The sequence below is a fragment of the Streptomyces sp. NPDC048644 genome (assembly GCF_043199105.1).
Classification (GTDB): domain Bacteria; phylum Actinomycetota; class Actinomycetes; order Streptomycetales; family Streptomycetaceae; genus Streptomyces.
This window is the reverse complement of record NZ_JBICVO010000003.1, coordinates 116909-131117: the sequence shown is the minus strand read 5'-3', so window position 1 is coordinate 131117 and position 14209 is coordinate 116909. Positions and strand designations below refer to the sequence as shown.

Here is a 14209-nt window from a genome sequence, read left to right as displayed (position 1 = left end):
CCACTCCTCGCCCTCTTTGACGGCACCGGTCGGCACCCCGCCGCAGCAGTCCGTCACGGTGGGCCCGCCCCACCCCGCAGGGCCCCCGTCCTTGGGAACCGAGTTGCCGGTCCCCGGGGACGGCTGGTGCCAGATCTCGTCACTCATCGTGAATGCGCCCCAACACATCAGGCAGCAGCTCGACTTGACGCAGCACCACGAGGTGGATGCGCTGCTGAGCGACCCGGCAGCGGTGCGCCGCGCCGCGCAGGCGACGGCCGGCGGCAACCGGACCGCGGGCGCCGTCTTCTCCCAGGCCGTTCGCCTCGCCCACCAGCACGTCCTGGACTTCCTCACCGGGGACGTCACGACCATGCCCGAGCGGTTGGCGTCCCGGCCGAGCGCCCGGATGCACCGGACCACACACACGTCCTCCGAAGGCCGGGAGCAACTTCTCCAGGAACTGGGCGAACGCATCCGCAGCACCGAGGAACTGCACCGCCTCAGGAGGGACTGGCTCCCCGTCTACGAGCGCCGGCTCCGCATCCAGTCCGAGGAGTTGCTCCGCGGCCCGGCCTCGTCCGAGCAGGACCTCGAACAGACCCTGCGAGCGTTTGCGGAGAGCGACTTCCCCGAGGTCGACCTGAACGGCAGCGTGCACGAACAGCTTGCCGCGATGGACACCGAAGTCCTCGAACCGTTCAGGCAGTACGCCTGGGAGTACGCCTCCGGCTGGACCACCACAGAGTTCCAAGGGCTGCTCGACACCGCCAAGGGCTGGCAGCACACCTATGCCCAGGAGCACTACGGCGAGCAGCTCACCCCGCTGCTGGCCGAGGCGTTCGGCGTCAGCATCTACGTCAGCCGGCCGGACGGCCACATGTCGGAGGCGCCGCTGGGCCTGCCCGGCGGCCCGCCCGTCATCTTCCGCTACAACGGCATCAACCACTACAACGGCGACACCGGAGACGGCAGTCAAAGCGGTGCCGTCGGGTCAGCGCCGACGACGACCGAGCCCGCACCGACCGTCGTCGAGAACGTCACGCAGCCGAAGGAACCGGCCTCGCCGAAGGACGCCCCGCTCTCGGCGGGCGACGAGATCTTCGCGCTCCTCTCCGGGAAGAAGGAGACGCCCGAAGCCGATGAGACGTCCCCAGGGGAGGAGTCCGTCCAGAGCCCGGGTGACGAGCCCGCCCGCACATCCGATGACGACGAGGCCGAGAAGCGGCTGTCCGCGCTCTCGCGCAGGTCGGTGTCGGACGACGACCTCCAGGCCGACGACTCGCCGCTGGGACGGCTGGCACGCAGCTACCGGGAGCAGGCCCGCAACCTCCGGGAGGAGGAGAAGGACCAGGAACAACTGGCGAACCATGCGTCCGAAGGGCCCCCCTTCTTCCCCGACGAGCAGTCCGGCCACTCCGACGACGTCAACGCCGCACCGTCGGACCCCACTCCGGTGCACGCGCCCCAGGAAGCTGTTACGACGGGGTTGATCACCCACCAGGAAACGCACACCGTGTCGTTCGCCGAAGGCTCGAAGGAGATCGGCAGCCCCGAACAGCGCGCCGCCATCGACCACTTGGCAGAGTTTCTGATCCTGCAGGCCCTGGAGAGCCGCCGGGCCGGTACGCCACTTCCCGAGGTCGAGGTCACCGGTTTCGGCAACGGCTCCAGGCGGCCTTTCGTGAACTCCGCCGACCAGGCCGCGCGCACCGGCCGGATGCGGGCCGCCAACGTCACCCACGCCCTGCGGCGACGGCTGGCGGCGAAGCTCGACTCGCTGAACGAGGGCGAGGGCTCACATCTCACGGTGGACGACTTCTCCATCTCCCAGCTTGAGCCGTCCGAGATGGCTCGCAGTATCGGCACCTCCGAGTTGCGGCGCCGCGTCGACATCACCGTTCGCCGGACCTCTGTGACGCCGGAGACGCCGCGTCCGGAGCCTGCCGGCGATGATCACAGCGCGACCGTCACCGCGCTGAACAGCCCCGCCGGCCCCGACAACCAGCCCGCGCAGGACGAGAACCAGGCCGGTCACGAGGTCACTCCGCCTTCGGAGCCGTCGCCTTCGGAGCAGCCTTCCACGAGCCAGGGCGCGCAGGACCCCTTCCTTGACGAGGACCTGCGGCTCCAGACGGTGAAGACGCGGAAGACGCCGGCCCGCGACATCCGTATCGGTGACTTGAACCACCTGCCGATCACCGCCAGCGGCACCGGTGACCGGATCGGGCGGTCCTTCCTGACCAGCGAGCGCATGAAGGCTGACCTACCGCTGCACAACCTTGATCTGAAGAAGCCGTACTTCGCCCATTACGAGATGCCGAGCGATGCGCCCCGTGGTCACCGTGCGGGGTCCGGCCACGTTCCGGAGGACGGGCTGGAGGAGGTGTCCTGGGACGTCGACCGGCCCACATACCTGGCGATGCTGCACGGGGGTGCCGGCCGGGTGCAGATCGCGGTGACGGAGGAGGGCACGGAGTCCAAGCTCTGGCTGCGGGGCGAGTCGTTCGGCAAGGTGCTCATGCGCCGCCCGAGCCTGCAGCACCTGCGGGAGACCGCCGGGGACCGGGGCCAGATCATCCTGAGCATGTGTGACGCGGGTAACGCCGACAAGTTCGGCCGGATCGTCGCCCAACAGGTGGCGAACGAGACCGGATTGACGGTGTGGGCGCCCACCAGCCAGGTCGGCGTGTCCGTGGGGGAGGGGGACTACACGTTCTACATCGCCTATGAGGCAGGTGGTGAGCGCGGCAAGTGGCTGAAGTTCACCCCGCAGCCCGTGAGCGATGCCGCTGCCGGGTCCTCACAGGTGCAGGCTCCCGGCGCGGGCGCTTCCCGCCCCGCTGCGGGTCCGCGCCTGGACGAGACGGTGCCCCAAGGCGCTGCCAACCGGGCCACGGCCGAGCGGGGAGCCGAGGGCCCGGAGGCCGAGCACCCGGAGTACGCGGATCACCGGCAGGCGTTCCAGACCCTGTCCGACCGGCTGGGCGCGGTGGGCGAGGGCGGCGACCCGCAGGAGTGGGCAAAGTTCGTGTCCGGCTGGACGGCCCGTGAGATGCAGCTGTCGGCGCAGTTGGACGACGTGAGCCTGGCCGAGAGTGTGCGGGACGACGAGACGTCGCTGGTCTGGCAGGGTTCGACGGAGCCTGGCCGGGAGCTTGTCCGGCGCACCCGTGGCCTGGCGGTGTGGGCACGGGGCCGGGTCGAGGCGCTCGCCCGTCAGGTCGGGACTCTCCCGGAGGGCCTGAACGCCCTGGGCATGGACCCGTCGGAGGTCGTGAAGGCGATGGGCGGGCTGATCAACTGGATCGACCAGCGCGTATCCGATCTGGAAGAGGGACTCGGCGCACCCGCACAGCCAACCCGGGAAGCGCAGCAAACACAGGAAGTACCGGAAGTACCGGAAGTACCGGAAGTACCGGAAGTACCGGAAGTACCGGAAGTGCCGGTAGTGCCGGAAGTACCGGAAGCGCAGGAACCGCACGGGCAGGTCTTCGCGGATTCGCCGGACGAGCCCGGTGAGCATTCCGGGGACGAGGCGTCGGTGGTCTCTAGCCCCTCCACCCCCCAGGACGACCCGCCCTCCTACAAGGCGGCCCTGCACCAGGCCGCCGCGTCCGCGCCGCCGGCCGAGCACACCGGCGTCGGGCCGGAGCCCGGCCCCCTGCCCGGCTACCAGGAGCCGCGCGCCTACTCCGCGCAGGAAGTCGCGCGCTGGGCCAGGACGACGGGCCTGACCCGCGACCGCTTCCGGGAACTGGCCCGCTACGCGTGGTTCGATCCGGAGCAACTGAGCCAACTGCGCGCCGACGTGGGCGTGCGGCAGATGGCGCACCTCGCCGATCTGAGCGAGTCCATCGGGCGGATGCCGACCGACATCCCGCAGCTGGCCCGTGACCTGGGCATGCACAGCGTCAAGGACCTGTACCGCATCGCCCGGGGCCTGGGCGCCGACCCCCGTCATCTCGCCCAGGTCTTCCCGCATTCGTTGCGCGCGGTGAACGCGGAGGACCCGCTGCGGACCGCCGGGCACTTCCTGACCATGGTCCAGCGGCAGCTCGGCCGGTACGGCGCCACCCTCAGGGGCGGGCGGAACTCCGATGCCGCGTGGCTCATCGAGCTGGCGGGCCGCGAGTCGATGCCCTGGCCGGACGGCGACTCCACCGTCCCCGTCTCCGACAGCCGGATCCACCACGGGACGATGCGTTCCTTCCTGCACTACGTCGCCGGAGCGGACCGCCTGCGCCGGTCCGAAGAGGTCGTGGCGCACTTGCGGGACATGCATCCCAGCAGGCTGGACGAACTGCTCCTCAACTACCGGGACCGGGGGCTGCGCCAGGAACCGCCCACGTACGAGGAGGCGTCGGGCCCGCACACGGAGGCGTCCGGCGACCCGGAACGCCGGCTGCTGACCGACTGGGAGATCGCCGACCTCGCCGTCCGGTGGGACGTCGGGCTCCACACGCTCACCACCCTGCGACGGCAGGCATGGTTCGACGCACGGCGGCTCGACCGGCTCGGGGTCGAACTCGGCGTGGGCGAGATGCACAACCTGGTCACCATGACCCGGCTCATCGGGCGGATGCCGACCGACATCACGGCGCTCGCCACCCGCCTCGGCATGCCCGCCCCCAAGGACCTGTACCGGGCGGCGCGGGACCTGCACGCCGATCCGCAGGACCTCGCCTTCCTCTTCCCCGGCCAACTGGGCGCGCTGCGCTCCGGCTCCGGCCATCCGTGGCAGCGCCCGCACCGGGACTTCGTACGCTTCGCCGAGCGCGAGCTGTCCCGCATCGGCGCGTCCGAACCGGCCGTCAGGCGCTGGCTGCTGAGCTTGGCCCGTACGGAGTCCATGCACTGGGACGGCTCCGCGCGGGCGGGCGACAACCCCGAGACGCTGCAAGGCTTCGTCCGGTTCGTCGGTGGCCCGGACGGGCTGCGCGCGCTGTACCGGCGCCGGGACATCGCGCTGACGCAGCGGCTCACCGAATGGCGGGCCTGGTCGCCCCACTACGAGAGCGACACCCCGCCGCCGTCCTACGAGGACGCGGTGCCCCAAGGGCAGGACACCCAGGCGAACACCCCGCAGGGCACCGGCACCGACACCGCCCCGCACGAGATGACGTTCTTCAGCGACGAGGATTCCGAGCCGGACACCACGGGCCCAGGCCGCGACGGGCCGGGCGGGCTGACGCCGCTGAGCGAGCACAGTGAGGACGGCGACGGGGACCGGGACAGCACCGTCAGCCGCTTCAGCTGGGATGACGGCCGGTACGGGACAGGGCGATCCGAGTGGGTTCAGGACACCACCGAAGGCGCCCCGATCCAGGAGGTCTTCTGGAACCTCGCCGATGAACTGGGTATCCCGGCCGTCGTGGCGGACCTGATCGACGAATGGGAGGATCTGCCGGCGTCGGTGGACGTCCGCGACCTGCTGACGGCCGCGAGCGAGTGGCGGCTCGACAGCCACGGAGTGCGCGTCGTCCTCGAATACGCGACGGAGTGGGGGCGGCTGCCGGACGCCGTCACCGACCTGGCAGGGACGCTGGGTGTCCATCTCCTCGACGTCATCGAGACGGCGAACCTGCTCCGGGCACCGACGGAGCATCTGGTGCCGCTCGCGGGCGAGTTGACGTGGGCCGGCGAGCTGCGGCCCGACGAGCGGTCCGCCGTGCCCGCGCACGCGCTGCGCAGCCGGCTGGCGCTGATCGGTTTCGAGCCACGAGACCTCGCCTGGTTCACGGGCGCAGGGGATCTGCGCCTGGCCGACCTGGACGCGTTCCGCCGCCACCTGGAAGCCCGGGGCTCATCGCTCGCGGAGCTGCGGGAGGCCCCGGCGGACGAGGCCGGGCGGCAGGTGGCGCAGTGGGCGCGGGACCGGGCGGCGAACCCCGGGGGTACCGGCGTCCAGCAGCAGTTGGCGGAGACCGTGTTCGGCGGTCGCGGGCCGGCCGCCACCGCACAGGCCGCAGCGGACGTGCTGGACATCGACATCCTGGACCTCAGGCAGCTCTTCCAGGGCGACCTGGCCATGCTGCACGCCGACCGTGTGCGGTCGGGCGCCAACTGGACACCGACGGACGCCTGGACAGCCAACATGCAGCGGTCCATCGAGCGGCTACGGCTCCAGGGGCCCGCCGACCGCGCCGCCTTCGCCTACCTCACCGAGCGGCTGCCTGCGCTGTTCGCCGCGCCCGCACACCAGGTCGCAGGGGCCGGAGCCCAGCGCCTCGGCACCCCCACCTACCGCGCGGCGGAGAGCTTCCTGCGGGCGTTCGTACCCTCGGACCACACGCTGGACGGCGACACCTCCTGGAGCCCCCCGCAACCGCCGTCGCTCGCCACCCTGCGCGACGACCCGGTCTGGGCCGTCCTCTACCACACCGCCTTCAGGACTCTCGGTGGGCACCCGCAGCTGCGCACGATCGCCCACCTCGGTGAACTGGCCGACTCCCTCTTCCTGATGGTGCGGCGCCATACACCGGACGATGTCTGGGCGCAGCTGGCGGCACGGGGCACACACGGCCGGTGGGAATACACCCGCGACTGGCTGGCCAGCCACAACCTCGCCCGGGGGGTGGAGACGTGGGCCGCCGTCTACGAGATGCCGGCCCAGGAAGCCGACCCGGGTGCCGACGTGGTCCTGGACCCCGAGGTCCGCGCCGACCTGGACGGCGCCCGCCTGCCCTCCTACGAGGAGCGCGATCCGGACGACGGCACCCAGCCGCTGCCGCCGTCCGAAGAGCCGGAGCAGCACGTGGCCGGTTCCGGGCCCGCCGATGACGAGCCCGCGGAAGCGGACCGGTTGTCCCTCGTCGAGGAAGGCGAAGAGCCCCCGCCCTACCCGGCTCCTGCCACACCGGCCCCGGAGCCGGTGCGCCGGTGGGCGTCCCGCACCTGGGACGTACCGGAATCCCGGCTGCGCACCTTCACCGCCGACGACATCGGGCGGCTGGAGGACCTGCGCACGGGCCTCGGCCGCGGCGTCCAGCGGATGCGCAACCTGCTGGACGTGGTCCAGGGGATGCCCGAGGTGCCGTCCCTGACCGACATGCGGGCCGCGGCGGCCCGCCTGGGCCTGACCGACCCCAAAAACCTCTACCGGGTGCTCAAGCAGCACCCGATGTCCCTGGAAACCTTGCGCACACTCGGGGAGCGGCACGACCTGACCGCGGTCTTCCAGCCGCTCAACAGGGCGTCGGCGCTGCTGCGCACCTCCGCCGCCGCCCGGGTGGCGACCCAACTCGCCACGCTGCACGCCGCGTTGCCCGACACTCCGACGCCGCCCCCGGCCGGCCTCCACGACGTTCCCCCCATCGCCGCATCCGATGCCGCCGCCCACGTCGAACCCGGGCCGAGCCAGGACGACGTGACGCCGCAGCACGTGCCGGATGAGCACGTACCGGACGAGCACGTACCGCACGAGCGCGTACCGGACGAAAACGCCCCGGACGAGCCCGTGCAGACCACTGACGGCGAACAGCAGGTGACCGACGCGCCGGCGCATGACGTCGCCCCGCCGGCCTGGTCCGAGTCCCTGATCCACTGGTCCCTCCGGCCCGAGCCGGAGACGCCGGAGGCGATGGCCCGGCACGAACAGGACGCCAGGGAACACTTCCTGACGACGTTCGGGCTGCCTGACGACGAGCACAGCATCCGCACCGTGGAGCACGCCGCATCCCTGGTGGGGGCCGGCACCCCCGTCGAACGCGCGTGGCTGTACCGGTTCCTGGCCGACCCCGCCATGGCCGGTCCGACGCCGCAGACGCAGGTGTGGCAGAACAGGTGGTACGCGCCATCGCAGGTCATCTGGGCCCTGATCTGGGCCGCGTCCAACGAGCGTCCCCATAGGACCAGGTGGCCGAGCCCGGGTGTGCAGGAGCTGCGCAGGCACGACTTCGCGGGCGCGCTGGAGAGGTTCGACGACCTCCTGTCGGAATTCGGCAGGGGCGGTGCCCTCGTTCAGCACTGGCACCCGGTCCACCAGGGAGCCATCGGCGTCCTCAACGGCTTCCAGGGTGCTGCCGCATACGCGGGCGAGCTGGCCGAGAGTGCCGCGCTCTGGGAGTTCAGGTCGGCCTTCGGCGTGCCGGGAAGCCGGCCGATCGAGGGCCTGCTCAGGGACTCCGTCGCGTTCGTCGGAGCGCTGAACGCGGGCAGCCGCGCCCGGCTCTACCGGCTGGCCATCGACGCGGCGTTCCCCGACCCCGCCCGGCTGCCCGCGCACGTCGTGGCGCAGGGGCGGATCCTCCCCGGGAACCTCCTGCGGCTCATCCGCTGGGCCGACCGGGCCGAGGGCGACGCACTCCCCGGCGGCACCACCGTGGCCACACTGCACGAAATGGAGCTGAGTGAGGCCCTGCAGACTCTCCACGGGCTGGCCGCGGACTATGAGCTCCAGCATGAACCTCCCCTGCGGGACACGTCGAACGAGCCGCTGGGCGAGCAGCTCGTGCTGCACGGCATCGGCGCGTGGGCCCTGGGGCGGCTGGCTTTGGACAGTGCGGAGTACGAGCGTTTGGGGGACGCCGGCGTCACCGTGCCCCAGGCGATCGGCTACCTCCGCGAGCTGAACGCGTCCCAGCCGGGCGGCTACCAGGCGGGCATCTACGACCTGCGGGACCTGCTCGACGTCAGCCAGGTGCTGGGACGCTTCCCGGACCAGGAGATCTTGCGCATGGCGCACGAGACGGCGGTGCCGCCATCGCTCGGCCCGATCCTGTACCGGCAGAGCGCCAACTTCGGGCTCACATCGAGAGAGTTCTCGCTGATGCGGGTGTTCCGCGCTCCGTACCTGGAGAGGGTGCGGCGCGGCGAGAGCCCTCAGGACGGCGGCGAGGTCGAGGCGCTGCTCGCGGGCAGCGGCGCCGATTGGGAGAGGCTGACCCGAGCCCTGCGTGATTCGTCGGACGACGAGGAGCAGCAGGCCCTTCTCATGACGGTCCGGCAGCGGGAACTGACCCACCTTCAGGGACTCCTGCGCACCTTGCACACCGCCCGCGTGAGCGGCGTCGAGCTGCCGGATCTGGGCGCGTACCTGAGCCGGCGCCCGCAGGTGTCCTGGCTGACCGGGGGGAGTCCCTACGCGGAGCTGAGCCAGGACCAACGACGCCGGCTGTGGCGCTTCCACTTCGGCGGGCGGCTGGCTCCCGAACTGGTCAGCGCCTGGCGCGCCGGGCAACTGGGTCTCGACGTGGCGGAATTCGCGTCACTGGACGCGCAGCCGTGGTTCGACATGGCCGAGCTGATGGAGATGGCGCGCGGCCGGGACACGGACTCGGGCGACGGGAGGCAACCGGCCCTCGACCACTACATGAGCACCGAACTGGCCCCGGCACAGCTCGCGGTACTCGCCGCGGAGATCCAGGGGATGCCGTACGAACTCCGCGAGGTGGCCCGCCGGGTCGGGATGGACCCGCGAACACTGCTGCGCAGCGTCACGGAGGGCGGGGGCGTGGACGCCCGGCGTGAGCTGGCGCGAGAGTACCTGCGGTGGCCCGATGTCAACGAGGACGCGGGGATCGACGCGCAGGAGGCCGCACGCCGCCGCGAGCTGACCAACACGACCTTGGACCAGTTGAGTTGGGCGCTGTTCGTGGGTGGACCGCACGCCGCCGTCCGGGCGGCGGCCAGGCTGTCGCAGCGCGCACGCGAGGCGGAGGCCGAGCGTCTGGGTGCACAGGACTCCGACCACACCTGGCTCGGTACGGAGCGGCAGGCGGCCGTCCGGAACACCGGGACGGCGTCGGGCCGGGATTCCGCCCGGGACGCCTCCCCCGGTGCTGTCCCGCACCCGGACCCGGACCCGGACACGCAATCCGATGCGGGATCCGCCACCGAAGGCCCGCTGCGGCTCCGGGGCGGCGCCGCCCCGGATGAGGGCGCATGGTGGAACGAGGACGACTTCGACTCCTACTCCGAGACCGACGACGTCGACGTCCACTCCGAGGCCGACGGTCTCGCCCCCGTCGAGCAGGCGGGCCCTCCGCACGACGACGCGACGAGTGAGCCGCACACCGTCGAAGAACTGGCCGACCGGATCGGAGTCGACGCCGAAGACATCGATGGCATCGAGGACGTCGGAGAACTGGTCCTGTTCACCCACACGGACGGGAACGTGGCGGCGCTCGGGTTCCTCGATCCGCAGCGGCTCGGCGACCTGGTGCGGGACTTCGGCGGGGCGGGCGCGGCGGCACGGGTCTCGTCGCACCTGACGCGCCACGGCCTGCCGTCCGTCGGCGACCTCACCTGGTTCCGCGACCTGTCGGCGCGTGCGACGGGCCCGCAGGCCACCGCTTTCACCCGCTTCGCGGCTTCGGTGCGTGAGGTCAGGGAGGTGCTGAGCGGTCGACCGGTGCCGGATCACGAGGTGTTCCGCGACATCTTGACGGGGTGGCGCAGGGCCATGGACGGGCAGCGTGCGCTGCCGGACACCGTGGACGTCGCCGGGCTGCTGGCGTTCGCACATGAGCAGCGGCTCGACAGGAACCAGACGGCATCCCTGGTCCGGCACGTCGCCGAGGCAGGGCAGCTGTCCGTGGCCTTGACCGGCCTGGTCACGGACTGGCGGGTGCGCCCGTCGGACGTCATCGAGCTGGCGGAAGCCCTGGACATCACGCCGGAGCAACTGGCCGTACTGCCGGGCGAGTTGTCCTGGCTCGGCGATGCCGACGCGCACCAACGCGTCGAGCTCGGCGCGTACCGGCTGCGCGACCGGCTGGCACAGGTGGGCCTCGAACCGCACGATCTCGGCCCGTTCGCCGACCGTGGAGAGCGGCTGGAGCTGAACGACCTGGTGGACTCCGGTGCCCGGGTGCCGGCCGGCGTCGACGCAGAGTTCCACACGACCGTGCAGGCGGCATCGAGGGCCATCGGCGTGGACGCACGGGACCTGAACCGCCTCTTCGCCCGCGAGATGCGGGAACTGCACCGGGGACGCCGCGAGATCAACGCGCTCCAGGACAGTGACTGGGCGCCCCCGGGCCGGTGGACCGACGCGATGAACGTGCGGCTGAGGGCACTCGGGCTGCGGGGGACCGCCGACTGGGTGGCGCTGTCCCGGCTGGCTGACCGGTTCGGGCCGCTGACGCAGCCCACCTGGGGAACCGGGGACGAGGCCCCTGGCGGCGCCCCTGACCAGACGTCACGGAGCGGCGCACAAGCAGAGCTGGGCGCCGTCCGCTACCTGCGGACCGATCAGTTCCTGCGCCCGTTCGGCACGTCGGTGCGCGAGCTGATGCACGCATCGCCCGCCACCGTCGACCGCTACGACGCGATCTTCCGCGCACTGGAACCCAGGCCCGCACTCCGCACCGACTTCCGCGCCCTGGAGAACCTGCGCCCCCTGCTGCTGGACCGGACACGGGACGGCGCCATGACGCCGCAGCGCGCCCACGACGCGGTGACCGCCTGGCTGAACGAGTGGCCGACGACACCACCGCAGACCCCGGCGGCCCCGGCCACCGACACGGCCCCGACAGGCCGGACCCCTCTGACCGACGACGACCTGCCCACCTACGACGACGCCACCTCCCAGCCGGAGAACAGCGGCACCCCGCCCGCGTACGAGGCGTCGCGCCGCGCGGCGGACGAGGCACTGCACCTGCGGGCGGCGGAGATCCAGCGCACCCACCGGACCCTGATGGACGGCCGCACCCCCGAGGAGACCCTCCGCCTCGACACTCTGTACACCCGGCTCGGCGTCCAGCGGATGCAGCACCTGGTGCACCTCGCCCGGGTCACCGGAGAGGTACCGACCTATGAGGCGTACGAGCAGCAGGCGCGCGCGCTGGGGGTGACGCCCAAGAACCTCTACCGGGTGCTCAAGCAGTTCCCGGTACGGCTGGACGTGCTGCCCCTGCTCGCCGAGCCGCAGGAGCTTGCGGACATCTTCCGGCCGCTCACCGGCCCGCAGCCGCTGCGGCCCGGCGGGAGGGTGACCCAAGTCGTCGACGCGTTGCGGCAGTTGAACAGCGACGCCCCGGCCCGCCCCGGCATCCACTGGTCGCTCCAGCCCCAGCTGCTGGCCGACGAGACGGCGGCGCTCCAGCACTTCCGATCCGTGTTCGGCCTGGACGAAGGCTCGCAGTTCGAGGCCCTGCTGCAGGACACGGCCCCGCTGCTGGGTGCCCGTACGCCGCAGGACCGGGCGTGGCTGTACCGCGTCGCGTCGGACCGCGCGTTCACCGGGCCCGGCGACCTGTCGGCACGCGAGTGGACCGGCCGCTGGCTGGCGCCCTTGCACGTCTTCGCGCTGATGCACAGGACCGCTCACAGCTCCATCGGCCACGGGTTCGCCGAGCTGCGCGAGATGGACTTCCTCGGCGTGCTGGACGCGCTCGACGGCGTGGCGCTCGAATTCGAGCTGGGGGAGCGGACGGACGGCCGGCCGACGCCCGTCCAGGAGTTCTACCCGGTGGGCCGGGGTGGCGCCGGGGTGCTGCCTGCCCTGCAGCAGTGGGTTGCCGCCGCGATGGGTTTCGCGGGTGTCGAGCAGTACGTGGACATGGCGTCCCGGGGCGTCACGCTCGCACGGGCGGACGCTTTCGCCCAGGACATCGGTGCGGGCGCCGACGCGGCGCAGCAGATCTACGACCTCGCCGTCAGGGAGGGCCGGCTGCCCGAGCGGGAAATCCGCGCCGTGGCGGACGCGTTGGACCTGCCCACGGCGCTCGGTCCGACGCTCTACGATCTTGCCGCCCTGCTGGACCTGGCCGAGGACCGCTACCACCTGCTCGGCGGCCTGCGTACCGATCTGCTGGAGCACCTGGAGGCCGGGGAGGCGGCAACCGGGTGGCAGGAGTACGGCCTGGAGCCCCAACTGGAGGACATCGGGGCCGACATGAACGCGCTTTTGCTCGGTCGGCCGGGTGAGCTGGCCTACGTGCAGGCGGTGCTCGCCACGCTGTACCGCCTCCGCCTCGACATCGGCGAACTGCCGGATTTGGGCGCGTACCTGACGAAGCCATCCGGCGTCGGCGAGCAGCTGGGCCTGCCCCCCTACCGCGACGGCACCCCCGGCGAGCACCGCCGCCTGTGGCAGTACCTCAGCGGCGCCGGTAACACGGCGCAGAACCTGATCCGCGCCTGGCGTTCGGAGCAACTGGGTGTGAGCGAGGGCCGGTTCACCAAGCTGGCCGCACAGCCGTGGTTCGACGGTCCGGCCCTGACGGGCCTCGCCCGCACGCTGGGCCTGACGGGCGGCGCGGCGTCACGCCTGGCAGACCTGGCCGAGACCCTGCAGATGGTGCCCCGTGGCCTCGTTGGCATGGCGACGGGTGCCAACGGGGTGTCGGCGGAGAAGGTCGCCGAGCTGCTGGCCGACGGCGCCGAGGAGCGGGTCGGCAGGGCGTCGGCGGTGCTGCGCTGGCCGCCCGTGATCGGCACCGATGAGGAGTCGGCGACCGCACGGCAGCGCCGGGAGACGACCAGGGACGTGCTGAACGAGGTGGAGTCCGCGCTGTTCAGGTCGGGCCCTGACATGGCGGAGCAGGTCGCAGCCCGGCTGTCCGAAGAGGAGCGGGCACGGGAGCTGGCCGCGCTGCCGGAGGACCGGCGGGCGCACGTCAGGCCGTGGATCGGCACGGAGGAACAGCGGTTGAGCCGCAGGGTGGGCGGAGGCCCGATGCGGGGCTGGCGCCACACCACGCCCCGGCCGTCGAACGAGTCCGGCCTGCCCGCGGCTTCGGGTTCGGGCAGTACGTCGGAAGCGGGCCCGTCGGGTGCGCGTCCGGGCTCCGGCCCGCATGACGACACCGTGGCGCACGAGGCCGGGCAGGCGTCGCCCTCCGGGCCCGCGCCGGTGCGGCCGGAGGAACTGACGCCTCCGCAGCTCGTCGACGCCGTCCGGAGCTACCTGGTGCGATGGAACAAGAGCGCCATGGGCACGGTGTCGGCCGCACGGCTGGAGGAAGGCTGGGCCTACCTGGCCGAGCTGGACGGAGCCGTGCGGACCGCAACCGCACCTGACGGCTCCGAGGGCCTGCGGGCCCAGTTGCTGGAGGTTCTGGGCAACGCCGAAGCGGTACGGCTGGGCACCCGGTCCTCGCTGCCGAAGGCCGGCAGTGACCGGCAGGCGTGGAGTGCCTGGGCCCGTTGGCTGGAGAAGCGGCTCTCCCGGCTGGAGTCGGAACTGGAGGGCGGCGGTATGACGGACGCCCAGGTGCGCGAGGCCCGCGGCTATCGGCGCGACCTGTGGCGGCCGGAGACCGGAACCCACCTCTTTGAGGTG

1 protein-coding gene (only partly in view) is annotated in these 14209 nt (G+C 72.0%); it reads left to right on the top strand.

This entire window lies inside a single protein-coding gene on the top strand: locus ACGFNI_RS07775, encoding a hypothetical protein (RefSeq protein WP_393681620.1). The 45327-nt coding sequence extends 14510 nt beyond the window's left edge and 16608 nt beyond its right edge, so the window shows coding positions 14511–28719, spanning codon 4837 (partial) through codon 9573 (complete); the first codon wholly inside the window starts at window position 2. Both the start codon and the stop codon lie outside the window.